Source organism: Marinobacter sp. CH_CUG1437-1 (assembly GCF_037029655.1).
GTDB classification, from domain to species: Bacteria; Pseudomonadota; Gammaproteobacteria; order Pseudomonadales; family Oleiphilaceae; genus Marinobacter; species Marinobacter salsuginis.
Genome location: NZ_JAYMEW010000001.1, coordinates 992,900 through 1,016,751 on the forward strand (window position 1 = coordinate 992,900; position 23,852 = coordinate 1,016,751).

21 protein-coding genes are annotated in these 23,852 nt (G+C 58.9%); 11 read left to right on the plus strand and 10 right to left on the minus strand.

Going from position 1 to position 23,852, the window contains the following annotated elements; all coding sequences use genetic code 11:
• Window positions 1–19 precede the first annotated feature (19 nt).
• The 8 genes from WA411_RS04480 (at window position 20) to slmA (ending at window position 6,176) form a co-directional block, all read left to right on the plus strand.
• Complete coding sequence (locus WA411_RS04480; protein ID WP_209399797.1) at window positions 20–1,360, plus strand: peptidylprolyl isomerase; 1,341 nt, start codon at window positions 20–22, stop codon at window positions 1,358–1,360.
• The gene (pdxA, locus tag WA411_RS04485; protein ID WP_291904417.1) at window positions 1,360–2,370 is read left to right on the plus strand and encodes a 4-hydroxythreonine-4-phosphate dehydrogenase PdxA; all 1,011 of its coding nucleotides are present in this window, start codon (window positions 1,360–1,362) and stop codon (window positions 2,368–2,370) included. The genes WA411_RS04480 and pdxA overlap by 1 nt, the downstream gene beginning before the upstream one ends.
• Window positions 2,367–3,197, plus strand: coding sequence for a 16S rRNA (adenine(1518)-N(6)/adenine(1519)-N(6))-dimethyltransferase RsmA (rsmA, locus tag WA411_RS04490; RefSeq protein WP_291904415.1), 831 nt, complete (start codon window positions 2,367–2,369; stop codon window positions 3,195–3,197). Before pdxA ends, rsmA begins: the two co-directional genes overlap by 4 nt.
• Complete coding sequence (locus WA411_RS04495; RefSeq protein ID WP_291904413.1) at window positions 3,190–3,990, plus strand: symmetrical bis(5'-nucleosyl)-tetraphosphatase; 801 nt, start codon at window positions 3,190–3,192, stop codon at window positions 3,988–3,990. The genes rsmA and WA411_RS04495 overlap by 8 nt, the downstream gene beginning before the upstream one ends.
• A 73-nt stretch (window positions 3,991–4,063) precedes the next feature.
• Window positions 4,064–4,390, plus strand: a complete 327-nt coding sequence (locus WA411_RS04500; protein ID WP_291905788.1) for a DUF423 domain-containing protein — start codon at window positions 4,064–4,066, stop codon at window positions 4,388–4,390.
• A gap of 25 nt (window positions 4,391–4,415) precedes the next feature.
• Window positions 4,416–4,616 carry a sulfur carrier protein ThiS gene (thiS, locus tag WA411_RS04505; protein ID WP_069182069.1) on the plus strand — a complete coding sequence of 67 codons (201 nt, stop codon included), beginning with the start codon at window positions 4,416–4,418 and terminating at the stop codon, window positions 4,614–4,616.
• 72 nt (window positions 4,617–4,688) lie between these two features.
• On the plus strand, window positions 4,689–5,498 hold the full coding sequence (locus WA411_RS04510; protein WP_069182068.1) for a thiazole synthase: 810 nt from the start codon (window positions 4,689–4,691) through the stop codon (window positions 5,496–5,498).
• Between the two features lie 90 nt (window positions 5,499–5,588).
• Window positions 5,589–6,176, plus strand: coding sequence for a nucleoid occlusion factor SlmA (slmA, locus tag WA411_RS04515; protein WP_008173360.1), 588 nt, complete (start codon window positions 5,589–5,591; stop codon window positions 6,174–6,176).
• A 203-nt stretch (window positions 6,177–6,379) separates the two neighbouring features.
• Here slmA and WA411_RS04520 read toward each other — a convergent pair whose 3' ends face one another.
• From WA411_RS04520 to WA411_RS04530, 3 genes are all read right to left on the minus strand, one after another.
• Window positions 6,380–7,204, minus strand: coding sequence for an inositol monophosphatase family protein (locus WA411_RS04520; protein ID WP_291904408.1), 825 nt, complete (start codon window positions 7,202–7,204; stop codon window positions 6,380–6,382).
• A gap of 54 nt (window positions 7,205–7,258) precedes the next feature.
• Entirely contained in the window at window positions 7,259–8,554 is a 1,296-nt protein-coding gene (locus WA411_RS04525; protein ID WP_291904407.1) for a pyridoxal phosphate-dependent aminotransferase, read from the minus strand.
• A gap of 113 nt (window positions 8,555–8,667) precedes the next feature.
• The gene (locus WA411_RS04530; protein ID WP_291904406.1) at window positions 8,668–9,984 is read right to left on the minus strand and encodes a substrate-binding domain-containing protein; all 1,317 of its coding nucleotides are present in this window, start codon (window positions 9,982–9,984) and stop codon (window positions 8,668–8,670) included.
• A gap of 210 nt (window positions 9,985–10,194) precedes the next feature.
• On the opposite strand from WA411_RS04530, the gene WA411_RS04535 reads away from it, so the two are divergent.
• Window positions 10,195–10,854 (plus strand): response regulator transcription factor, encoded by a 660-nt coding sequence (locus WA411_RS04535; RefSeq protein WP_291904405.1) that lies wholly within the window; start codon window positions 10,195–10,197, stop codon window positions 10,852–10,854.
• Here WA411_RS04535 and WA411_RS04540 read toward each other — a convergent pair.
• The 5 genes from WA411_RS04540 to WA411_RS04560 all read right to left on the minus strand — a co-directional run bounded on the left by WA411_RS04540 (window position 10,787) and on the right by WA411_RS04560 (window position 16,411).
• A complete protein-coding gene (locus tag WA411_RS04540) occupies window positions 10,787–12,169 on the minus strand; it encodes a sensor histidine kinase (RefSeq protein WP_291904403.1) in 1,383 nt (460 codons plus the stop codon). The two genes, WA411_RS04535 and WA411_RS04540, sit on opposite strands and share 68 nt — an antisense overlap.
• Before the next feature lie 78 nt (window positions 12,170–12,247).
• Window positions 12,248–13,351: a lipase secretion chaperone gene (locus WA411_RS04545; RefSeq protein ID WP_291904401.1), complete on the minus strand. Its 1,104-nt coding sequence runs from the start codon at window positions 13,349–13,351 to the stop codon at window positions 12,248–12,250.
• A gap of 7 nt (window positions 13,352–13,358) precedes the next feature.
• Entirely contained in the window at window positions 13,359–14,285 is a 927-nt protein-coding gene (locus WA411_RS04550; RefSeq protein WP_291904399.1) for an esterase/lipase family protein, read from the minus strand.
• A gap of 129 nt (window positions 14,286–14,414) precedes the next feature.
• On the minus strand, window positions 14,415–14,729 hold the full coding sequence (locus WA411_RS04555) for a DUF3301 domain-containing protein (protein ID WP_291904397.1): 315 nt from the start codon (window positions 14,727–14,729) through the stop codon (window positions 14,415–14,417).
• 50 nt (window positions 14,730–14,779) lie between these two features.
• Window positions 14,780–16,411, minus strand: a complete 1,632-nt coding sequence (locus tag WA411_RS04560) for a methyl-accepting chemotaxis protein (RefSeq protein WP_291904395.1) — start codon at window positions 16,409–16,411, stop codon at window positions 14,780–14,782.
• Between the two features lie 236 nt (window positions 16,412–16,647).
• On the opposite strand from WA411_RS04560, the gene WA411_RS04565 reads away from it, so the two are divergent.
• On the plus strand, window positions 16,648–18,327 hold the full coding sequence (locus WA411_RS04565; protein ID WP_291904394.1) for a putative bifunctional diguanylate cyclase/phosphodiesterase: 1,680 nt from the start codon (window positions 16,648–16,650) through the stop codon (window positions 18,325–18,327).
• A gap of 97 nt (window positions 18,328–18,424) precedes the next feature.
• Window positions 18,425–19,402: an AraC family transcriptional regulator gene (locus WA411_RS04570; protein WP_291904392.1), complete on the plus strand. Its 978-nt coding sequence runs from the start codon at window positions 18,425–18,427 to the stop codon at window positions 19,400–19,402.
• Window positions 19,403–19,464: 62 nt separating this feature from the next.
• Here the strand turns inward: WA411_RS04570 and WA411_RS04575 are convergent, their stop codons facing one another.
• Window positions 19,465–22,554: an efflux RND transporter permease subunit gene (locus WA411_RS04575; RefSeq protein ID WP_291904390.1), complete on the minus strand. Its 3,090-nt coding sequence runs from the start codon at window positions 22,552–22,554 to the stop codon at window positions 19,465–19,467.
• Window positions 22,554–23,654 carry an efflux RND transporter periplasmic adaptor subunit gene (locus tag WA411_RS04580; protein ID WP_291904388.1) on the minus strand — a complete coding sequence of 367 codons (1,101 nt, stop codon included), beginning with the start codon at window positions 23,652–23,654 and terminating at the stop codon, window positions 22,554–22,556. Before WA411_RS04580 ends, WA411_RS04575 begins: the two co-directional genes overlap by 1 nt.
• Between the last annotated feature and the right edge of the window lie 198 nt (window positions 23,655–23,852).

Genomic DNA, 23,852 nt, shown 5'->3' on the forward strand with positions numbered 1-23,852 from the left:
TCTATTTGCAGAGGTGATTATGAAGGCGACCCTTCGCCATGGTGTACAAGCGTTACTGGTTCTTCTTGCCGTTCTGGCTCCGCTGTCTGTTCAGGCCGAGCGCAAGCTGCTGGATCAGGTGGTGGCCATTGTCGACGAGGATGTCATCCTGCAGACCGAGCTGGAAGCGCGAATCAGTACCATCACCAGTCGTCTCAGCGCCCAGGGCACGGCGTTGCCGCCGCGGCAGATCCTGGAAGAGCGGGTGCTTGATCAACTGATCACCGAATCCATCCAGATGCAGATGGCGGATCGCGCAGGTATGCGTATCAGCGATAACGAGCTGAACGAAACCATGGCCAACATTGCCGAGCGCAACGGCATGAGCCTGGCCCAGTTTGAAAACCAGCTGGCCGCCGAAGGCGTGAGCTACAACCAGGCCCGCGAGCAGATTCGAAGGGAGATGCTGACCAGCCGCGTTCAGCAGCGCCAGGTTGGCAACCGGGTACGGGTAACCGACAGGGAAGTGGAAAACTATCTGGAGAGCCTGGAGGCCCGTGGTGGCAATAACGCCCAGTACCGGCTGGCGTATATTTTTGTCAGCGTTGATGATCCGTCCGACGAGGCGGAGGTCGATGCGGCCCGGGAAAAGGCCCAGCGTCTGCGCAATGAGATTGCCAGCGGCCGTGATTTTCGCGAGGTGGCTGTTGCCGAGTCCGATGCCAGTAATGCCCTGGAAGGCGGCGATATGGGCTGGCGTGCCGAAGGCCAGCTGCCGTCTCTCGTTGCCCCGGTGGTGCCGGAGCTGCCGGTGGGTCAACCGTCGGAAGTTCTTGAAAACAACAGCGGCTTCCACCTGGTGATGGTCATGGATAAACGCGGGGGCGAGCAGCAGCAATTGATCCGGCAGCATCGCGTTCGCCATATTCTGGTGCGGCCTTCCGAAGCAACCACCGACAGCCAGGCGGAAACCATGATCCGGGATCTGTATCAGCAACTGCAGAACGGTGCCAGCTTCAGTGCCCTGGCCAAGGAGTATTCGGATGACCCGGTGTCCGGTTCCGATGGCGGCAATCTGGGCTGGGTGAGTCCCGGTCAGATGGTGCCCGCGTTCGAGCAGGCCATGCTGAATGCCGATATCGGTGAGTTCCAAGGGCCGTTCCGCTCCCAGTTTGGCTGGCACATCCTGCAGGTTCAGGAGCGCCGTCAGAAAGATATCAGCGGTGATGTGCGCGACGCCGAGGCGCGCCAGGCCATCTACCGGCGCAAGTTCGAGACCGAATTGCAAAACTGGCTTCAGGAGATCCGCGACGAGGCCTTTATCGAGTTCAAGGGCGAGTACGCGAAGGACGAACCTGCAGAACAAGAGCCGGTCTCCTGATGAGTAATCCTGTGGTTCTGGCGCTCACCGCCGGCGAGCCTGCGGGAATTGGTCCGGAGTTGTGCCTCCAGCTGGCGCTGGAGTCCAGAACCTGTGGTGTCGTGGTGGTTGCCAGTAGGCCGCTGCTGGAGGCCCGCGCGAAGCAAATGAATCTGGCGGTTGAACTGCGTCCCTGGCAGCCCGGAGAGGCGCCGGAAATGAAGGCGGGCCTGCTGTCGGTGCTGCACGTGGAAGGTTGCGCCAATGACCAGCCAGGCTCGCTGGATACCGGCAGCAGTGCCTATGTGGTCAGGACGCTGGAGGTTGCCGCCAATGGCTGCCTGGATGGCGAGTTTGATGGCATGGTAACGGCGCCTGTCCACAAAGGCGTGATCAATGATGCCGGCATTTTGTTCAGCGGCCACACCGAATTCCTGCAGGAGCTCTGCGGCGTGGAGCGAGTGGTTATGATGCTGGCGACCGAAGAGCTGCGCGTTGCGCTGGTAACCACCCACTTACCGCTCAAGGATGTTTCCGCCGCCATTACCCCCGACCGCCTGACTCAGGTGACTCGGATTCTCGATACCGATCTGAAAAAGTTCTTTGGCATTGCGCGGCCCCGAATTCTGGTGGCCGGCCTGAACCCCCACGCCGGGGAAGGCGGCCACCTTGGCAGGGAAGAGATCGACACCATTGAGCCCACTCTGGAGAGTCTGCGCGCGGAAGGCCTTTCGCTGACCGGACCGCTGCCGGCCGACACCCTCTTCACGCCGCACTGGCTGGACCAGGCCGACGCGGTTCTGGCCATGTACCATGATCAGGGACTGCCGGTACTGAAGTTTCAGGGCTTCGGGCGCGCCGTAAACATTACCCTGGGCCTGCCCATTGTCCGAACCTCGGTGGACCATGGCACGGCCCTGGATCTCGCTGGCACCGGCCGGGCTGATGCCGGCAGCCTGCATACGGCCTTGAAGGTGGGCGAGCAAATGGCTCGTTGTCGTAAATCTGCAATTGAAGAGACCCGTTCGTGAGCAACAAAGCCGGCCACCAGGCCAGAAAACGGTTTGGCCAGAATTTCCTCCATGATCCAGGGACCATCGAGCGGATCATCCGCGCGATCAATCCGAAACCCGATGACGCCATCGTGGAAATTGGTCCCGGTCTGGGCGCGCTGACCGAAGAGATACTGGCCGTGAATCCAAGGCTGCAGGTAGTGGAGCTGGATCGCGACCTGATTCCGGTGCTGCGCACCAAGTTCTTCAACTATCCCGAGTTCCGGATTCACGAAGCGGACGCGCTCAAGTTCGATTTCAGCCAGCTCATGGTGGATCGTCCCCTGCGGATCATCGGTAACCTGCCGTACAATATATCCACGCCCCTGATTTTCCACCTGCTGTCCCAGGCCGGCGTGGTGCAGGACATGCACTTCATGCTGCAAAAAGAAGTGGTTCAGAGGATGGCCGCGGTGCCCGGCGACAACAATTACGGTCGCCTTGGTATCATGACCCAGTATTTTTGCAGGGTGCAGCCGCTGTTCGAGGTGGGACCCGGCGCGTTCCACCCGGCGCCGAAAGTGGATTCTGCCATCGTCCGGCTGGTGCCTCATAAAACATTGCCCCATCCCGCGAAGGATCTGGCGACGCTCCAGGCAGTGGTTCGCACGGCCTTTAACGCGCGCCGTAAAACCCTGCGCAAGGCCCTGGGCGGTATGGTCTCGGTTGAACAGCTCCAGAGCCTGGGAATCAATGACGGTCTGCGCCCGGAGAATCTGGGGTTGGCCGATTACGTGGCCATCGCGGATCTGCTTTTCGAAGAGAAGGGGGCCGCCAGCCCCGCAAACGAGGTAAGTGATGACTGATTACGCCATTGGCGATATTCAGGGCTGTTACGAACGCCTGAGAGACGTCCTGGACAAGGTGGATTTCTCCCCCTCCCGAGACCGTTTGTGGGTGGCCGGCGACCTGATCAACCGTGGCCCGTCCTCACTGGCAACTCTCAGGTATATCGAGAGCCTCGGGGATTCTGCGGTTGTGGTGCTTGGCAACCACGATTTGCATCTGCTTGCGGTGTCGATGGGCGGCCACCAGACCCGTCGCAAAGACACCCTGTCGGATATCCTCGACGCGCCCGATCACGACCGGCTTGTTTATTGGCTAAGGCAACAGAAACTCTGTGTTCACGATGCGGCCCGGAATCTGGTGATGACCCACGCCGGTTTGCCCCATGTCTGGTCGGTCAGTCAGGCCATGGACTGCGCCCGGGAAGTGGAAGCTGTGATCCGGGGCGATGCCGCCGAGGAATACTTCACCCATATGTACGGCAACCAACCCGAGCGCTGGGACGATAGGTTGCAGGGTATGGATCGCTGGCGTGTTATTACCAACTATTTTACCCGCATGCGCTTCATTGCGGAGGACGGCACCCTGGAGCTGGCGGCCAAGGAAACCGTTGACAGCGCCCCGGAGGGCTTCGAGCCGTGGTTTTATTTCCCGCGCAATGACGATGTCCGAGTGGTGTTTGGCCACTGGGCAGCCCTGGAAGGAAAAACCGGCAGCGACCGGTTTATCGGACTGGATACCGGCTGTGTCTGGGGCGGTGCCTTGACCATGATGAATCTGGATACCGGAGAAAAGATCCACTGTGACTGCTGAGTCCGTACATCAACCCCGGCGGGTCCTCGTATGGCCTCTGGTCGCGGGAGCTTTCCTGGCGCTTCTGGCGGTAATGGCAGGCGCCTTCGGCGCCCACGGCCTGCGCGGCCTGGTCAGTGACCGGGGGCTTGAAGTTTTCCAGACCGCCGTCACATACCAGATGTATCATTCCATTGCGCTGGTTCTGTTGGCTTTGCTCAGCGGGCAGGGGCTTCCCCGGAAATGGCTTGGTTGGTCGGCTGGATTTTTCCTCGCCGGGATTCTGCTGTTCAGCGGCAGTCTTTACCTGTTGGTGCTTACGGACATCCGCTGGATCGGCCCGATTACGCCTCTGGGCGGCATGTTTTTCATGTTGGGCTGGGCGCTGTTAATAACCTCCGGTCTCCGCCGGAACAAGTGATGAATACAGAGGTGCAAGAGTCACGATGCAGGTTCAGGTAAATGGCGATGCAATGGAGCTGCCGAAAGGCGCAACCGTTGCCACGCTGATTGAAAAGATGGCTCTCGCGGGCAAGCGGCTGGCGGTCGAGGTAAACGAGGACATCGTGCCACGCAGCCAACACCCGGAATTTACCCTGAGCGATGGCGACCGTGTGGAAGTCGTTCACGCGATTGGCGGCGGTTAAACTGGCCGGTCCGCCCGGCCCGGCAACCACAGCGGTTTCCATCCTCCCGTATTCAAATTATTCAGGAACTTTATGACAGAGACATCCGAAATCCAGCTTCCAGAAGACAGACCGCTAGAAATTGCCGGGCGGGTTTACCAGTCCCGTCTGCTCGTTGGCACCGGCAAATACCGTGACATGATGGAAACCGGTCATGCCATCGAGTCGAGCGGTGCAGAAATTGTTACCGTTGCAGTTCGCCGCACCAATCTCGGCCAGAATCCGGATGAGCCGAACCTGCTGGACGTAGTTTCCCCGGATCACTACACCATTTTGCCGAACACCGCCGGTTGCTACACCGCCAAGGATGCCGTGCGCACCTGTAAGCTGGCCCGGGAACTCCTCGATGGCCATGATCTGGTGAAACTGGAAGTCCTCGGCGAGGAGAAGACCCTCTACCCGAACATGACCGAAACGCTGGTGGCCGCTGAGGAGCTGATCAAGGATGGCTTCAAGGTGATGGTCTACTGCTCGGACGACCCGCTGCTGGCCAAGCGCCTGGAAGATATGGGCTGTGTGGCTATCATGCCGCTGGGTGCGCCCATCGGTTCCGGGCTGGGTATCCAGAACCGGTACAACATCCGGTTGATCGTTGAAAACGCGAAGGTACCCGTACTGGTCGACGCCGGCGTCGGCACTGCCTCAGATGCCACCATCGCCATGGAGCTGGGTTGCGACGGCGTATTGATGAATACCGCCATCGCCCAGGCCAAAGACCCGATCAAGATGGCCAATGCCATGCGCCTCGCCATCGAGGCTGGCCGGGAAGCCTACCTGGCAGGCCGGATGCCGAAGAAACTCTATGCCAGTGCGTCCTCGCCCATTGATGGCACCTTCTTCTGATCTCGGGCACAATCCTGACTAACGATAACCGAGGGCCGGCGCTGAACGACCGGCCCCGACAACGATAAATCAGAGCGCTGCTGTCCTGCCATGACTGATCAGAAACCCAGTCGCCGTGAGGCGATTCTTCATGCCCTTGTGGAACTCCTGGAGACGGATCCTGGAGCCCGAATCACCACCGCCGGCCTTGCCAAATCCGTTGGCGTTACCGAAGCGGCCCTGTACCGACACTTTCCCAGCAAGCGGAAGATGTTCGAGGCACTTATCGAGTTTGCTGAGGAGGCGGTGTTCTCTCGCTGCCAGGTGATCCTTCAGGAGCAGGAGGATGTGCGGGTTCGCCTTCAGCAACTGGTGCACCTGGTCCTGGTGTTCGCTGAGCGCAATCCTGGCCTGTGTTGTGTGCTGACAGGAGATGCCCTGATGGGCGAGAACGACACTTTGCGCAAGCGTGCCTCCCAGTTTTTCGAGCGCCTGGAAACCCAGGTGCGCCAAACCCTCAAGGAGGGTGAGATCCGCCAGGGGCTTCGTCCAAGAACTACGTCTGCCCGCGGTGCCGATTTTGTCCTGGTGTTCGTTGAAGGCCGCATTCAGCGGTTTATCCGGTCTTCGTTCTCGCGGTTGCCTTCTACTGACTTCGACGAGAGTTGGGGGTTGGTTGCTGAGGGTGTTTGGGGCTGACCTTTTCGTTCGCCTCTTAAAGATTCCTAGCCTGCTTGGTCTGGAGTTTAGGCGAGGGCAGAAAGGGCTTTCCCGAAACCGCTACGAGCACGTCCATGTGCGCTTGGCGTCGGCCATCCATGGCCGCCGACATTTCGGGAAAGCCCTTCCTGCCCCCGCCTATCAGACTCTTGAGATATATCTCCTCAATCCTACCTGCACACTCAGTCGTACCCTGAGGCAGACCGCAAAATAGACCGAACAGGCTCCCAAACCGCCGGCGCCGAGATCAGGATATCGCGACCCCAGAGGTCGGCTGGATAACCCTCAGGTATCTCGCTGAAGTGGCCAGCTGTGGCGCCTGCTTCCAGGGCGATCAGGCGGGCCGCGGCGAAGTCCCAGGGGCTGACGTTCTCGTAGTAGATGTCGAGGCGGCCACAGGCCACCCAGCAGATATCCAGGGCCGCGGAGCCAATACGGCGCAGGTCGCGGCATTGGTGAATCATGGCGTCCAGGCGTTTGACCAACGGTTCCAGGGCGTCTTTGGTGTAGGGGAAACCGGTGGCGAACAGGGAGTCACGAGGAACCGTGGCGCCACTGTGCCGGATTGGGCGGCCGTTGAGAGTGGCGCCTTCTGAGCGGGTTGCCCGGAAGGTTTCGCCAGGGAAGGGTGCGTGGACGACACCGGCCTGGACCCGACCTTTTTCGGCATAGGCAATGGACACCGCCACCTGGGGGTGGCCGTAGGCATAGTTCACGGTGCCGTCGATGGGGTCAACGATCCACAGAGGAGTGTCCAGTTCTTCCGCCTGGCTCAGGTCCGGCATGGTTTCTTCTGAGAGGATTCGATGGTCTGGGAAACGCTTGCGGATGGCGCCGGTAATGAATTCGTCGGCCATCACGTCGGCGTGGGTGACCAGTTCGGTCTGGTGTTTGTAGTCGGTTCGCAGGGCGTTGTTGTCCCGCTCGCGGCGAATCAGCTCGCCGGCTTCGCGGGCCAGGTTTTCGGCAAAGTCGGTAATCTCGAGCAGAGAAACAGAATCAGACATGGCGCCCCCGTTGATATCCCCTAGGAATGAGGACGCCAGTCTAACACGGCAGAATCAGAGGCTGTTCAGCCACTGCTCCATCTTGTCCATGGCCAGAACCAGTCTTGGACACGCCTGCTTGACAAAGTCGTCGCCCAGCTCCTGTTCGGCATAGTCAGTGCCGGCGAGGTGCAGGGATTCGGTTCCATCGAAGTCAACGAAGGCCAGTCGGGCCCCAAGATGATCCGGCACAAAGCCGAAGTCGCTGGCGGGCAGGATGGCGACGCCGGTGTTTTCCAGCAGAGCCTGGCAGAAGGCCTGGCTGGTTTTGATGTCTTTCCTGGCCAGTTGCTCCCGGAACCCGGAGAAGTCGGGGAACAGGTAGAACGCACCTTCCGGTTTCTGGACCACGGCGCTCATCTCGGTCAGGCGGCGATGCATGTACTCGCCCACAACCTTCAACACACGGCGGGACTGTTTCAGGTATTCATCAATGTCCTCACCGCCGTTGAACGCCGCGATCGCTGCGTGCTGGATTGGTGCGCTGGTGGCGGTATAGGTCTCGCTGGCGATGATCGCCATGGCGTCCTGCAGCGGCCTCAATTCCCGGGGGAAAATAAATGTGCCCAAGCGCCAGCCACCGGCACCGGCCCACTTGCTCAGACCCGTACTGATGATGGTGCCTTCGGGGTAATAGCGGGCGATGGATTTGTGCCTGCCCTCGAAATGCACTTCGCCGTAGATTTCGTCCGACAGCAGAATCAGCTTGTATTTGCGGGCCACGTTGGCGATGGCCAGCAGCTGGTCGTCGGTGTAGGTGCAACCCGTGGGGTTGGACGGGTAGTTCAGGATCAGGATCCGGGGCCGCGAGGGATCATCGCGACAGATGATATCCAGCTCTTCGGCGGTCAGTTGCCAGTTGTTTTCGGCATGGGTCGGCAGCCAGTGTACGGAGCGCCCGATGATCCGGGCTTGCGGCGCATAGGAAACCCAGCTCGGGCGGGGGATCAGGAGGTCCCCGTAGTAGGCCAGCTGGAGCATGAACAGCAGCTCCTTGGAACCCGGGCCGATGAGCACGTCCTCCCAGGTACAGTGCATGCGTTCGCTCCGGCGGATGTAACCGGCGATGGCCTCACGCAGGCCTTTGAGGCCCTTGACCGGCAGGTAGTCCTTTTCGTGGGCGTGCTCTTTCAGCGCCTCCACCACGCGATCGGGCACCGGGAAGGGGGATTGCCCCAGCCCGAGTTTGATAATGTCCTTGCCTTCGGATTTGAGGTGATTGCTCAGCTCATTGATGCGAAGGGTGGCTGAGGGCTGAATGCCCCGAACGTTCAGGTTGATCGCGTAACGGTGGTCGTTTTGGATGTCCATTGTCCCTGTCTGTTGGTTGGAAATGACCTCGTTAGTATAGAAAACCCAAACATAGGTGTGATGCCGCAGCGGATAGGTGATTGCCGCAGTTTGGCATCAGACTTTGGTCGCGGCTAACGGGATTTGATCCAGACTTCCACGCGCCCGTTGCGAGAGTTGCCGCTGCCGCCCACTGGCATGTACTGGCCATAACCCGTGTAGGCAACATCCGGCACGTTCACTTCCTGCAGTGCCTTGCGGACCGACAGGGCCCGAAGTTCGGAGATCATCTGGGCTCGCAGCTCGTGGCTCTGGGTGTCGGCAAACCCGATCAATAACAGGTCATCAGCGGATCGACCGTTCTGGAGCAGGTACTGCTGAACCCGCAGCAGGTCGCGGCGCGCCTTGTTATCGAGCTTGGTTCGGCCTTCGGAGAAGCGGAAATTGACGGTCAGACGATGGTAGTTACCGGTCAGTCGGCGAAAGCTTTCGGGCGTCGAGTCGTCGAACTCCGGCTTCACCGCGATGGGGTTCTGTGAAATGAACCCGGATTCGGCCACCAGTGCCTGCCCCTGCTGGCCGAGGGCGAATCCGATCAGGCCGGCGGAGAGCGGCGGGACATCACTTCCCGGCGTGTACATGAACAATCGACGTGACAGCAGGTAGTCCTCACTGGCGACGGTGAGCTGATTGGGGCGCAGAGCTGGCGCATTGCCTTCCGAGATGGCCAGTAGTTTGCTGTCTCGAACCGAAGCCAGGCCGGAGAAGCCGATGCCGGAGGGATCCCGGCTAACGTCATCGGATAGCTGGTCGTTGGATTCGTAGCGCCTGGCGGTGTTGTCCAGTTCGAACTCTTTCCCCAGTACCAGGGATTTGAAGGTGTCCCAGGTCCCGGAACGGTCGTCCCTGGCGTAGAGTTGAATGGGGCGATCCGGGCCGCCCAGCTCTGACCAGTTCCGGATCTGTCCGGAGAATACCCGGCCCAGGGTCTCGATACTCATTTTGCTGACGGGATTGGAGGGATGAACCAGAATCGCCAGTCCATCGATGGCAATGACGTGCTCGCTCTCTGGCGCATTGAGGTCGGCCCTGGCACGAAATTGCTCGGCCTCCTGTGGTTTTACCGGCCGGGAAGAGGCCCAGATGTGGGCTTTGCCGGCGGCCAGGGCCTTGAAGCCGGTGCTTGAACCGTGCGCTGCCACCAGCACCTCCGTCGCCCGGTTGTTCACCGGTGTGCGCAGAACTTTTTCGTTCTCCACGCCCGTGCCCCTGGACGTAACCTGCCCGCCGCCGTGCTCTTCCAGGTAGCTGGTGACCAGCATGGGTGCCAGGGTAGCGCCGACGGTATTGGAACCATGAATTTCCAGATCATAGGCCTGGGCCTGGAACGCCATTATCGTTGGCAGTAGCAGCCCCGGCAGTTTTGAGGTCATCCGTGTAAATCGCGGCATTTTGATAAAATCCTTTACCAGTCAGTTGGTTGGAGCCGAGAAGGATGCTTCAGGAATATGACAGTTGTGTTTCATTGGTCCCACACAATGGAGGTACCCGGGCGGGGGTTGTAGAAAAATGTTAAGCAGTACGCGGAGAGCAAGGGCGCGCTGGCCTATAGTGAGTCATCCGCCGTAACAAAAATAAACACAGCGGGCAGAGGCTCATCCATGGATGCCATCACATCAGAAACGGGGCAGTCTGTTGCCTGTCCCACTCAGCCGCTTCCTCTGAACAAGGTGTTGCTGGTTGATGATCATGCCCTGTTTGCCCAGGGGTTGGCCGGTTTAATCCGGCAGGAGGGGCTGGCCGAATCTGTTATAACGGCCAGCTCGGTTGAGGTTGCCTCAGGTCTCCTGGCCCGCCAGGACGATTTTCAGCTGATCCTGCTCGATATTGCACTCCAGGGTGAGACGGGGCTGGCCTTGCTGCCGAGACTGGCAGTCCACCGGGACCCACCTCCGGTGGTGATCATTTCAAGCAGTGAAGATGAGGCGACGGTGCGGGCAGCAAGGGCGGCCGGTGCCAGTGGTTTTCTGGCGAAATCTGCCGGTCGGTCGGCTCTGGTGAGTATGGTTCGGTCTGTGAGTCGTGGTGAGGGTTATTTCCCGGGCGGTCTGGAACCCGTGGCGCAGGATCTGTCATTGACGCCACGGCAAATGGATGTGCTTCTCCTCCTGGCACAGGGCTTCCCCAATAAACGCATCTGCCAGAGTCTGAACCTGACAGAGCACACGGTAAAAACTCACCTCAAGGCCATCTTCACCCAGCTTGGTGTTCATAACCGGACGGAGTGCGTGAATCTGGCTCGTGCACGCGGTTGGCTGTGAGGGCCGCCGGTAGCCGCACCCAGAACACCGACCCCCGTCCTGTCCCTGTTTCGACGCCACAGGTTCCCTGCATCAGGACAACGAATTCCTTTACGATGGTCAGGCCCAGACCCAGGCCGGGGTAGTCTGTCTGGCCCTGGCCCCTGACGTAGGGGGAGAACAGGGAATCGTTCAGCTCGGGGGGCACGCCGGTTCCGTTATCCGAAACCTCCAACAGAACTTGCGTACCCACGCTGCGTGCGGACAGGTGAATACGATTGCCACCGCTGTGTTGCACCGCATTGAACAGCAGATTCTGGAGCACCCGGGACAGCAGGGACGGATCGGCCATGACTCTGAGGTTGCCAGTGCCCTGGTCGATTTTTACTGTCACGTCACTGTTGCCCGATGAATCAGCCATCAGATCATTCAGGTCCCGGAAAATCGTCGCCAGTGGGGTGGGCCGGATATCAGCCTGCACCATGCCTTCATTCAGTCTGGCGCTGTCAAAGACGGTGCCGAGAAGGCGGCGAAGATGTCGGACCATATCCTTCAACTGCCGGGTGGTGGATCCGTCCGGGGCAGGTGAAAGGTTCTCTAGCGTTATGTCGATCACGTTCAGGGGTTGGCGAAGGTCATGGCTGGCCGCGGTGATCAGTTCGGTTTTTCGCCGGCTTTCATCCCTGGTTGCCTGGTGCAGTCGATCCAGCAGTTGACGATCCAGGAAGTGTGCACGGTGACGGTACTCGCTGGTCCAGGCGCCTACCATGCCAATGATGTTGGCCGTGGTCAGAAAGAACAGATTGGTGGCGAGGGCGGCGCCGGACATGCCGTTTAACAGCTCGATCATCAGGTAGCTGATCACCAGCACCAGTGACACCAGGGACGCGCTGAAAAACGGCAGCCCCATGGCGAAGTATCCGAACATGAGCATCAGGATCATGCCCTCGTAGGGCAGTGGATAACCGGCCTGCCGCGCCGCCGCGATGATCGCCACCACGCTCAGGCCACCCATTAGATAGGCGAGGGTATAGATGCGTTCAAAGTTGATGTCGGAAGGAACTGGACGGTAGGCGAGCCAGATCACAATGGCAATTACAGGGCAGGTAATGGCGAGCCGGATGGATATCGTGACCTGGGCCAGCTCGGCAGGGAGGGTCAGTGCATCCATCACCGCGTAGATCAAAAACAGGATCAGCCCGGCGATCGAGACTGGCCTGGCCCGATGCCTGATCAGGCCGGCCCGTGATCGCCGGTAGGCCTCTTCAAGGTCTGGCGTGAAACGCAGGTTGCGGAATCCGGCGGTCTGCTGCTGTTCGATCTGCTCGGTCGTCATGGCCGTGTCCAGTATCGCGTGGGTCTCCGGATTGTATCTGGCACGGCCCACGTGTTCGGGAACCCGAGCACATTCTGGTCAGCCGTTGCCCAGCATTTTCAGTCGTGCCCAGGTTCTGTCCTGTTGCTGCGGGAAATGTCGCTCCAGTAATGCCTCCCGCTGTTTCTCCAGATCAGCTTCAGCCAGTCCTGACGAGGCTTCCCGGTCCACCGCTTCCCGGAAGTCTTTGAAACGCTGGTCAAAGTGTTCCCGCTGCTTCAGGTAATTCACGACGCTCTCGACGCCTTGCTGGTTCACGCCCAGCTCGGCCAGCTGCCGTCCGGCCTCCTCGGGCGAAGACGCCGATTCGATGGCTGCAGTTCGGGCCTGCTGCTGCCGGCTGCTGGCATGCAGGTGTTGTTCCGTCGTTCTCAGTTGCTCCGGCAGCTGGTTGCGGTGCCATTGGACGAGCGCCTGTTTGCCCTGCTCGCTGAGGTCCGTGCGTTGCTGAATGGCAAAGGTCGCCAGGGTGTATTCGCTGTAAGCCTCTTCGAGCCCGAAGAAAGCCCGGTGGGCCTCGGAACTGAAGGTGGCAGACCGCAGCTGCTTGAGCTGTGCCAGGGCGTCGCCCAGCGCAGCCAGCTGATAGGCCGGCTCGGCTGCCCGGGCAGGATCGAGGCGCGCCTGCATGACCTGAAGGGATGCCTGCTTATAGGCGAGGTATTGGTCCAGCAACGCCAGTGCCTGAGTAGATGCGGGCTCTGGCAAGTGAGTCCGGGCCATCGCCTCGATCTGTTGAATGGCTGTTTCCGGAGAGACTTCGCCGACTGTGCTCAGGAAGTAATCGAAGAAGTCGCGGACCTGGAGGTTGATGACAAGCTCACCGTTGTCATCGCTGGTCAGCGCACCGTCGATTTCCGTGCCTGATAGTGAGGCGGCAAAGGGTTGCGGTCCGAGCGAATCGGGAGTCGTGGCAGGCTCAGACTCCTGACTGAGATTTTCTAAGCCCCGTTGCTCGCCAGACTCCTGCGAAGGTCTTGTTGAGTCGGCCAGGGTGGCGGATTGCGTTGGCTTTGAAACCGCGCTGCTGGCTTGTGATGGTGCGGTATCGGTGAGGCCGTACCAGAGACCACTGCCGGCCAGAATGGCCGACAGGGCACCGGGAAACAGCCATCGACGGGCTTCGATGGATGTCCGTTTCATGGTTACCTCACAGACCGCGGTTTTTAAGCCGGTTGGCCTGGGTGCGGTAAAGGGTGACCGGATTGGTCCACAGAGAACGCGCACCCAGAAGGTGGTTGATGGCATCCACATGGTTCATGTCGTAGTGGGTGCCGATCACCCGGCCCATCATGGTGGAGCAGACGCCCACAAGACCGTCGTTGGGCTCGCTGCCGAAAGCCAGGGCGGTCACGCCCAGGAAGGGGTCGGTAATGTCGAACACATTGGTCCACACGCCCCGCCCGGTCCAGGAAAAGAACTTGATGCGGTTGCCATTGATCCAGACATCTTCACTGGTGCCGGCGCAGCTATTCCTGTTGACGCCTTTCCAGCCAAGGGCGTCGTTGAGGCTGGTTGTTCCGGGTGTAGTGAGGGTCTCCAGGGCTGCCAGTCCGTTCTGAGGATTGTCCGCACCGGACAATGCATTCACCAGGTCCCCCAGGGCGTTGGCAATGGCGTTGGCGCCGCCCTCGACGTAGCTGCCGGGTGGCAGGATGCCCCGAACCACATCGGCTACTTTGGAGCCCTTGTTGACGCCATCGATGGAGGTGATAGAGGCAATGCGGTGAGGAATTAGGGCTGCGGTTACCCGGGAGGTTGGCGCGCCCTGGCTGTGGGCCATCAGGTTGACTTTGGAATGCCCGAGGCTGTTCACGTAGTTCGCCAGTTGCTGGCCCCGCTGCTCACTGCTGTTGACGAAAGAAACGCTGGCGGAATAGACCCGTGCGCCACTGCGCTCAAGATTCCAGGGGATGGTATGGAAATAATTTACAAGACCGCCAATGGTGTTGAACCCGGTGACACCATGAACCAGAACGATCGGATGGCGGGTCTGGGTATAGCCGGCGAAGCTTGAGAACGAGGCGGACAGCAAGGCCAGCCCCAGCAGTACTGCTGTGGTAAATCGAATACGCATGTGTGACTCCTGTTGTTTTTGTTGACGGCTGCATCAGGCAGCCGACGGTCGTCGATGCGATGTCGATTATTGGTGTGTAAAGAACGATCAGGAATCGCCCAAATGGGTGAGGACAGGGACGCTGCGTATTCAGGAAAACCGGTGTGGTTCCAGTTCCATATGCTGGATGCGCTGGCCCAGCATGATGATACGCCCGGTGTAGCGTTCCTCACCGGTGGACGTGAAATCGAACAGGAAACGGCGCCACACGCGGATCTTTCCCTGGTCGTCGCGCTTGAACCAGAGACCACGGAGGAATACCGCATCATCCAGCAGCATCACGTCCATGCTTTTGCAGTAGCTATGCGCCGCCTGGAGCACGAAATCCTTGATGGCTTTGGCGCGCCACCAGTACCAGACAGCGAATCCGGCTACGAACAGCCAGAACAGGGTTCCAAGAGTCACGGTTTCAGCGATCTTCCACGGTTGGTCAGAGGATTGATCGCCAGCCTACCCTATTGTGTCGGCTCGGGGAATCGCTTACCACTTTCAGGTACGGGTGCCGGTAACAGTCGATCGACCAGCATCTGCAGGAAATGGCTGGTAAGTAGCTGTGCCTGATCCACGTTATTGCCCAGGTGTTCGGATTCTTCCTGGGCGTTTTCACTGCTCTGGACCGAGCGGTTTCCCAGCTCAAGAAGCCGTGCCGCCTGGCGTTCCACCTGTACGCTCAATGCGGCCTGTTGCTCGGTGGCACCTGCGACTTCGTGGGTGCAGGTAGTTATGACATCGACATCTTTCAGTGTCGCCTCCAGGGTTTCACTGGCTTCACTGGCGATGTCAGCCGTCTGCTGACAGCATTGGGTGCCGCTGTTGATCACCTCGACCACTTCGTGGGTTTCGGTTTGCAGGGCGCCGATCATCTCTTCGATCTTCCGGGTGGATTCGTGGGTTCTCTGGGCCAGGCCCCGCACCTCATCGGCAACGACGGCAAAGCCGCGTCCTGACTCGCCGGCCCGGGCGGCCTCGATGGCGGCATTCAGCGCCAGCAGATTGGTTTGTTCGGCGATATCCGAGATGACGTCCAGGACCATGCCGATTGCATCGCTCTTTTCAGACAACGTCTGCATGCGTCCATTGGCAACGGAAAGCTGTTCCTTCAAATCCGACAATGACTGGTTCATGGACCTCATCTGGCCACGACACTGGCCGGCCGACTGGCGGGCATCGTCTGTTGCCTCGTGAGTACGGGCGGTCAGCTCACTGACCCGACGAACGCTCTCTGCCAGTTCCTCGAAGGCCCGGGTTATGTCCTGGATATCATCCTGCTGGCTGCGAATGCTGGCCACCGAGTTGGCAACCCACTCGACGGTGCGCTGTTTCCGGCCATGGAGCTTGCCGACGTTGGCATGCATGCGGGCGGAAACCGCCCTGAGTACCGCGTCCCGTTTCTGACGATCGAATTCGATCCACGCACCCTCATCCCGACGGCCGGTGTAGACCCAGGGCATGGCCGGATGCGCTTCGCAGCAGGCCGCCCTGGCACTGCGCATCATCGGCAGCGTCAGCCAGAAAAAGACAATGAATACCGACAACACGAGCCCCTGCAACATCAGCAGGTGAGGCAGGGTCAGCTCGGACAGGCCAAACCAGGCAAGTGCGAAAGCGAGCAGTCCATAGAGGCAGCCGATTTTCAGTGACAACGGCGGGCTGATCGCCAGGTATCGCCGTGGCACCTTGCCCCGGTTCCAGGCTGCGTACAGTTTTTCAGCCCGGGCAACCTGGTCTGGCCGGGGACGGGTGCGAACAGACTGAAATTCAACAATTTCACCGTCTTTACGGATCGGAGTGACAAAGGCGTCCACCCAGTAATGATCGCCATTCTTGCAGCGGTTTTTCACCATACCCCGCCAGGATTCACCGGATTTTATGGTCTGCCAGAGATTCTCGAAGGCGCCCGGTGGCATGTCCGGGTGCCGTATCAGGTTGTGGGGCTGACCGACCAGTTCGTCGACTGTGTAGCCAGCGACTTCGGCGAACTCTTCATTGGCGGCGGTGATCTTGCCGCGAAGGTCGGTGGTGGTGATCAGGTGATAGTGGTCCGGGTATCCCCGTTCTTTTTGGGTGACGGGTTCGTTGATTCGCATGAAGTATTCTTGCCTCGGTATCGGTTTTTGTCACGTTGACTAACTATCGGCCTCCTTCTGTCTGTTCGATATCCGGTTATTGCAAAAATTGAACGTTTCTTCACGTTTTCTTCTGCTTTGGTCGTAGCAATTGTGTTTTTGCAATATGTGGCTAGGTTGGCGACAGATACTGATTATGCTGGTGACTGCAACTGGTCTGACCAGGTTCAGGGCTGCACAAAGGGAGTGAGCGGTGCATGCAGGCATTACAACAACAAGACTTCAGGGCGCTGGTGGATAACCATCCCAGGGCAATCATGCTGTCGACGACCGAGCCCAGAATTGCCTATGTGAATCGGATGTTCCGGTCGGTAACCGGGTACCAGGCGGAGGAAGTGGTTGGTCAGGCGCCGTCGGTGCTCAGCTCCGGGCTTCATTCGCCGGAGTTCTATCAAACCATGTGGAAAAGCCTGAGTGATTACGGGCGTTGGGAAGGGGTGATCTGGAATCGCCGCAAGAATGGCGAAACCTATCCCCAATGGCTGACGATTTATCCTGTGATCCGCGACGGACGACAGTTCTTTGCCGGTGTCTTTACCGATGTTGGCGACATTGCTGCCGGCGATGAACGTCTGGCTTCGCTGGCCTATTACGATCCGCTGACGGAGCTGCCGAACCGTTCGCTGTTCCAGGAGTTTCTCAAAGCTCGTGTGGCTCAGCGGGAGCGTGACGGTGGATGTTTTGCGGTGGTGTACGTTGACCTCGATTTCTTCAAGTCAATTAATGACTTGCACGGACATGAGTGCGGCGATCAGGTGCTTCAGCAGGCTGCCCAGTGTATAAAGAGCGTTTTGCGAAAGGGCGATGTGGTTGCGCGGCTTTCCGGCGACGAGTTCGCGGTTATCATCGAACTTCAGAATGATGAGGACCTGGAGAATGTATGTCAGCGCATGACGCAGATTTTCCAGGCGCCGATCATCGTAGGTGCGCGGGAGTACTTTCTGTCGGCGTCGGTTGGCGCTGCTGTCTACCCGGGTCATGGCCGAACCGGGGCTGAGCTGTTGCAAAATGCAGATCGGGCAATGTACTCGGCCAAGATGGCGGGGCGGTCCTGCTACCGGATTTACAGTGCTGTGGATACCGAAAGGGGGCGTTACAGGCAGCGTCTTTCCGAGGCGTTGATCGCATCGGTGAAGACCGCCCCGGAGGAATTCAGCGTGGTCTATCAACCCCAGTACCACCTCTCGACTGGAGAGGTCGCTGTGGTGGAGGCGCTGCTTCGCTGGAATCATCCGGAATTCGGCCCGGTATCACCGGGGGATTTTGTTGCCATTGCCGAACAGCGGGGCCACATTCATGAGCTGACCGAGCATCTGGTGCGGTGTGTGTTAGCCGATCTCTCAGACAAGACTGAAAGGTTACCTGAAGGGCTTGGCCTGGCGATCAATATTTCGGCGCGTCAGATTACCGATTCCCGGTTGGAGGCCTTGCTGGCGCCGCTGTTTGAGCGCATTCGTGGTGTGGGTTGGATACCAGAAATCGAGATAACCGAAACCCATCTGATGAATTTATCGCGGCAATGTCTGAACCGGCTGCAGGAATTCGGCGAGCAGGGCGTGGTGGTTGCGATCGACGATTTCGGGACCGGTTACTCTTCTCTCGCCTATTTGCATGCGCTTCCTGTCCAGGTCTTGAAGATTGATCGTCAGTTCATATGGCGCCTTGGTGGAAAATGCCGCGATTCCCGAATTGTCTCGGCGATCCTGGGAATTGCCGAGGCCCTGGATCTCGAAGTGGTTGCCGAAGGTATCGAAACCGAGGACCAGTACGACAAACTGCGGGAGTTGAACTGCCACCGTGGGCAGGGTTTCCTGATGGCCAGGCCAGCGCCCTGGCAGGAGCTGATCTCCTTATATTTTGATCGAAATCAAGATTAGGTCAGTTCAATGCCTTTCCATCGGCATTTTGCAAGATTTGGCTAGGTCGGACACCCCGATTGTTTTAATAAGGGGCAAACTCTGATCCCGGATCTCTATGCCAAATACTGCGCCAGAACTGGAACTCGATGCCTATCTTCGACTTAATCGTGCCTCCATTGCTGAGTGGCTGGCCGCGATTCGTGAGTTGTCCGGGTGTGACGACATAGACTGTTCCCTGTTTGAGGGCAGTGGCCATCAGGTAGGTGCCTTGTCGACGCTGACCACTGAGCGTGGCCGCCTGATCTGTCTGTATGCCGAGGAGGGAATGGAAATTACAGGCTGCCGGGCGACTGAGCCTGTTTTCCTGTTACCGAGGGCCGGCAACCCTGAGATCGCAACACGCGATGAGCCCTGGCAATACCTGAGCGGGCTGGCCCTGGCATGGCCGGAAGACCGGTTTCGATTGCGTTTGACGCCGAGATCGAGGGTATTGATTGTCAGGCTGGAACCGGACTTGTCGGCCCCGACTGTTCACGATGCAAGTGACGCCTGTTTGTCAAAGTACGAAGAGCTCATCACCTGTTATCTTCATCGGGCACCCTTCTTTCGGGATGATTCAGATGCCATCAGGCTCACGAATGACCTTTTCCTCAACCTGACACGTTCCCCGGTGAAATCGGATTTTACCTGTCAGTGCCCGAAACTCGATCGTCGGTTACTCAGAGCCATCGAAAAAATCAGATGCGAGCCGAGCTGGGACTTCAACCTTCAGGAACTGGCCAGCCATTCCGGCGTCAGCGAACGTAACCTCTACTATCTGATGAAACGGGAAACTGGTATGACACCTTACCGGTTGTACCAGCGAAACCGGCTGCTAAGGGTGCGTCAGCGTCTGGTGGACTGCCAGTGCGACGTGCCACACATCTCATGGTATGCCGCCGATGCAGGTTTTTCCCACCTGGGGCGGTTCGCGGCCCTGTACCGTGAACATTTCGGGGAATTGCCCAGAGAAACGGTTCAATGGCGGCGAAACCTTCAAGGCAGTGGAGCTGGCAAACAGATCGTGGATGAGCCGGATCTGATGCTGTCCTGAGGCGATTCACAAAAAAAGCCCGGCTCACGTTGCCGTGGCCGGGCCTGATGTCTTACTCCGGGTCAGTGGACGGGGGCCGATTTACCCTCGGATTCGGACCCGTTGCCGTACTCATCGGAGGCTGAACCGTGATGATCACGGCCCAGCAGGATGTAGAACGCCGGCAAGACAAAGATGGTGAACAGGGTGCCGATACCGAGACCTGCGCTGATAGTCAGGCCGATGGCAAAGCGGCTTTCCGCGCCTGGGCCAATGGCAATCAGCAGCGGCACCATGGCAAAGATCAGAGCCAGTGATGTCATGATGATTGGCCGCAGGCGAATCGCCGCCGCCTCAATCACTGCATCCACCTTGTTAAGTCCGCGTTCCTTCTGCAACTGGTTGGCAAACTCGACAATCAGGATGCCGTTTTTGGAGACCACCCCGATCAGCGTTATCAGCCCCACCTGGGTGTAGATGTTCATGGTGGCGAAGCCAAGCACGATGAACGCCATGGCGCCGGCAACCGACATGGGTACCGAAACCAGGATGATGAACGGATCGCGCCAGCTTTCGAACTGGGCCGCCAGCACCAGGTAAATCACCAGCAGCGACAGGAAGAAGGTCACCATCAGGGCGCTACCCTGGGTCGCCAACTGTCGGCTCTGACCGGTGTAGTCGTAGCTGAAGCCCTGGGGGAAAACCTCTGCTGCGGTCTGCTCCATGAAGTCCATGGCAGTGCCGGCGGCAATCCCCGGCATAACCACGCCCTGGAGTGTCAGGGAGTTCTGCTGGTTGAACTGGGTCCGGTTGGACGGTTCAACATCCTGGCTGAAGCTCACCACGCTGCCCAGTGGCACCAGTTCGCCGTTGTCGGCACGAATGTAGTACTCATTGAGCGCCTGGGCGTCCAGCCGGAACTGCTGGTCAACCTGTGGAATCACCTGGTAGGAACGACCTTCCATGCTGAACCGGTTGATGTATCCGCCGCCCAGCATGCTCGACAGGCTCTGGCCGACGTCCTGCATGGATAGGCCCAGGTCGGCAACCCGGTCCCGATCAACGTTGATGCGAGTGATCGGCCGATCGAAGTTGATGGACTTCTGCAGGAACATGAAGTTGCCGCTGCCCATGGCTTTGCCCAGCAGCTCATCCGCAACCTGGTCCAGCTGCTCATAGCTGCTGCCGGTGGTAATCACGAACTGGAACGGCAGGCCACCGCCGGAACCGGGCAGTGAGGGCCTTGGGAAAACCGCCGTCTGAAGACCGGTGACATTTTTGAGCTCCGCATCCAGCAAAGGCTGAGCTTCGAACTGGCTGATGTCACGCTCGCTCCATGGAGCCATCTTGAAGCCGCCAAACACGGCGTTCGGTCCGGTGATGCCGATGATCATGAAGTCTTCGTTGTAACCCGGAACGGTCGACATGCGCTCCTGTATCTCATCACCATGCTCGGTCAGATAATCAAGCGTTGAAGTCTGAGGTCCAAGCCCTTGATAGAACAGAATCCCCTGGTCTTCAGTGGGCGCGAGCTCGTTCTGGCTCATCATGACCATGAAGTAGATCGAGCCAAGCACTACAAGAGCAAAGAAGATCACCACTGATTTGGTTTGCATCAGGGACGACAGGGCTGATTTGTACCCCGACGCGATTCCATTGAAAGACCGTTCTACCAGATTTTCGAATTTCCCCGGGTTGCCGTGAGGCTTGAGAACCATGCCCGAGAGCATTGGTGAGAGGGTCAGCGCCACGATACCTGAAATAACGACCGTGCCGGCGAGCGTGAAGGCAAACTCCGTAAAGAGCGAGCCCACCAGTCCGCCCATGAAACCAATGGGTGCATAGACGGCCACCAGCGTTGTGGTCATGGCGATGATAGGCACCGCCATTTCACGGGCACCGTTTATGGCGGCATCGAAGCGCGATTCGCCCTGTTCAATGTGTCGGTGCACGTTCTCTACCATGATGATGGCGTCATCCACCACCAGGCCGATGGCCAGCACCATGGAGAGCAGGGTGAGCAGGTTCAGCGAGAAACCAAACATCAGCATGATGAACGCACCGCCAACCAGCGACAGTGGCACGGCGACGGAGGGAACAATCGACGCCCGGATGGAACCGAGGCACAGGAATACCACCACCAGAACGATGATCATGGCTTCCAGCAGTGTCTGGATAACCTCGTTGATGGAATCCTCGATGAAGTCCGAGGCATCGTACGCCAGGCGCACATCCAGCCCGGAAGGCAACTGGCTTTCGATATCCGGTAACTGGTCTTTTACCAGACCGGCGACCGTCAGAGGGTTGGCTCCGGGAGCCAGCTCAATAGCGACATAGGTGGCCGGTTGGCCTTTGTACAGAGCCAGTTGATCGTAGGTTTCAGAACCCAGCTCAACCCGGGCGATGTCCTGCAGGCGGATCTGGGTGCCATTGGATTGCTTGACCACCAGGTTGCGGAACGCATCCGGATCACCCACATCGGTGTCGCTGGTCATACTGATTTCGGTGTAGGTGCCCTTGGTGTTACCGACGGCAGCCTGGTAGTTATTGGCCCTGAGTCTGGCCACCACCTCCTGGGGTGTCATGTCCACCGCCGCCAGGCGTTCCGGATCCAGCCACACCCGCAGGGCGAATTTGCGGCCCAGCAGTTCCGCTTTGCCCACTCCGGAGAGCGCCTGGAGTCTGGGCTGGACCACGCGGGTGAGGTAATCGGTGATCTGGGGTACGGCCAACTCGTTACTGTAAAAGGCAATGTACATCAGCGCCGTCGAATCACCGGTGGTGGAGGTGATCACCGGATCCTGGGCTTCGGCCGGCAGGACGTTTCGCTGGCTTGCCACCTTGGCCTGTATTTCCGCCAGGGCCGCGTTGGCGTCATAGTTCAGCACCATCTTTGCTTCGATGGTGGAGGTGCCTTGGGAACTGGTGGATGTCAGATAGTCGATGCCACTGGCTTCAGCGATGGCCTGCTGCAGCGGTGTGGTGATAAAGCCCTTGATCAGGTCTGAGCTGGCACCGGGATAGGCCGTAGTGACCGTTACGGTGGTGCTCTCGAGCTCGGGGTATTGCCGGATCTCCATTTCCATGGCCGCCCGGGCGCCCAGGAGCAGGATCAGCAGGCTGACCACCGTCGCCAGGACGGGACGGTGGATAAATATGTCGGTGAAGCGCATTACTCAGACGCCCCCTGCTTCTGGTCTTCTTCCTGTATGGCCACCTGCTGGCCAGCGCGCAGACGCAGCAAACCTTTCTCAACGACGGTTTCGCCGGCTTCCAGGCCGGACAGAACTGCAACACGGGTGTTTCGGGTTTCGCCGGTGGTTACCGTGCGGCGGTCAACGACAAGATTGCCCTCGTCGTTCTCCTCTACCACAAACACGAAATCGCCATAGGTGTTGTAGGAGATTGCAGTGCGCGGCACGGTCACAACCTCGTTGTCTTCCGGCTGCTGTGTCAGGACGGTGGCAAACATGCCGGGACGCAGCAGGTTATCCGGATTGGAGAGCGTGGCGCGGACACGGACAGTCCGGGTTTCCGGGTTGACCGAGGTGTTGATGGCGCTGACGGACCCTTCAAAATCCTGCTCCGGAACGGCAGCGACAGTGGCGACTACCGGATAGCTGGTCTTCACGTTCGGCAGGTTTTTCTCGGAAAGGGTATAGTCGACGTAGATCGGGTCCAGCATGTTGATCTCGACAATCGGAGTGCCGGTGGCAATGTACTCACCCTGGTCGACCATCCGGATGCCCAGCGTGCCATCGAAGGGCGCCCGAATGATTTTTTTGTTCAGTTGTGCCTCGGCTTCATTCACCCTTGCGCGGGCCGCGTCGAAATTGGCCTTGGCTTCATCGTACTGGGACTGGGATACTGCGCGTTTGGGGAGCAGGTCGGACACCCGCTTGAACTCCTGCTCGGCCAACTGTGCCTCGGCGCGGCGTGTCCTAAGGGCGGCCTCATCGATTGCTGAATCAATCCGGATCAATACATCGCCACGACTGACCTGGTCACCGGATTCGAAATTGATGGTTTCAATGACGCCGGGCACTTCGTTGGCCACCTGGATGCCGTTGATGGCTTCAACACTGCCAACAGCCTTGATGGCGGGCGTCCAGGCTTCTTTCTGGGCTTCAACCGCGGAAATCTGGGCGGGTGGCTGAGGCTGGGACATCTGCTCTTGCATCTGGCCAAACTGGTAGAACTTGTAGCCGAAGATGCCTCCGAGCACTACGCCGAGAAAAATAATGACGATTATAAAGCGGGAAGCAGTGCGCATGGTTCGGGTCCTGGGGATCTGTGTCAGATTTTGGGAAGCATAGCATCCTACAAAATCAGGGTCGCTATTGTCACCGGGTTGTAAGTATTTCTATCTAGACTCCGGGTTCGCCGGATTTGACAAGTATCAAGGCTGTCTGGGTGTTTTCATGGGGGGCGGCTTTCCCTGCAGACTACTGGTAATGTATCTCGCGTCAGT

Coding starts and splice junctions, on each gene's coding strand:
- WA411_RS04525 (WP_291904407.1), bottom strand. CDS start 8,554: ATGGACATCCAAAACGACCACCGTTACGCGATCAACCTGAACGTTCGG.
- WA411_RS04480 (WP_209399797.1), top strand. CDS start 20: ATGAAGGCGACCCTTCGCCATGGTGTACAAGCGTTACTGGTTCTTCTT.
- WA411_RS04575 (WP_291904390.1), bottom strand. CDS start 22,554: ATGCGCTTCACCGACATATTTATCCACCGTCCCGTCCTGGCGACGGTG.
- pdxA (WP_291904417.1), top strand. CDS start 1,360: ATGAGTAATCCTGTGGTTCTGGCGCTCACCGCCGGCGAGCCTGCGGGA.
- WA411_RS04550 (WP_291904399.1), bottom strand. CDS start 14,285: ATGCGTATTCGATTTACCACAGCAGTACTGCTGGGGCTGGCCTTGCTG.
- WA411_RS04570 (WP_291904392.1), top strand. CDS start 18,425: ATGCCAAATACTGCGCCAGAACTGGAACTCGATGCCTATCTTCGACTT.
- WA411_RS04510 (WP_069182068.1), top strand. CDS start 4,689: ATGACAGAGACATCCGAAATCCAGCTTCCAGAAGACAGACCGCTAGAA.
- WA411_RS04560 (WP_291904395.1), bottom strand. CDS start 16,411: ATGCGAATCAACGAACCCGTCACCCAAAAAGAACGGGGATACCCGGAC.
- WA411_RS04580 (WP_291904388.1), bottom strand. CDS start 23,654: ATGCGCACTGCTTCCCGCTTTATAATCGTCATTATTTTTCTCGGCGTA.
- WA411_RS04545 (WP_291904401.1), bottom strand. CDS start 13,351: ATGAAACGGACATCCATCGAAGCCCGTCGATGGCTGTTTCCCGGTGCC.
- WA411_RS04520 (WP_291904408.1), bottom strand. CDS start 7,204: ATGTCTGATTCTGTTTCTCTGCTCGAGATTACCGACTTTGCCGAAAAC.
- WA411_RS04530 (WP_291904406.1), bottom strand. CDS start 9,984: ATGCCGCGATTTACACGGATGACCTCAAAACTGCCGGGGCTGCTACTG.
- slmA (WP_008173360.1), top strand. CDS start 5,589: ATGACTGATCAGAAACCCAGTCGCCGTGAGGCGATTCTTCATGCCCTT.
- WA411_RS04535 (WP_291904405.1), top strand. CDS start 10,195: ATGGATGCCATCACATCAGAAACGGGGCAGTCTGTTGCCTGTCCCACT.
- WA411_RS04500 (WP_291905788.1), top strand. CDS start 4,064: ATGGCAGGCGCCTTCGGCGCCCACGGCCTGCGCGGCCTGGTCAGTGAC.
- WA411_RS04540 (WP_291904403.1), bottom strand. CDS start 12,169: ATGACGACCGAGCAGATCGAACAGCAGCAGACCGCCGGATTCCGCAAC.
- WA411_RS04565 (WP_291904394.1), top strand. CDS start 16,648: ATGCAGGCATTACAACAACAAGACTTCAGGGCGCTGGTGGATAACCAT.
- thiS (WP_069182069.1), top strand. CDS start 4,416: ATGCAGGTTCAGGTAAATGGCGATGCAATGGAGCTGCCGAAAGGCGCA.
- WA411_RS04495 (WP_291904413.1), top strand. CDS start 3,190: ATGACTGATTACGCCATTGGCGATATTCAGGGCTGTTACGAACGCCTG.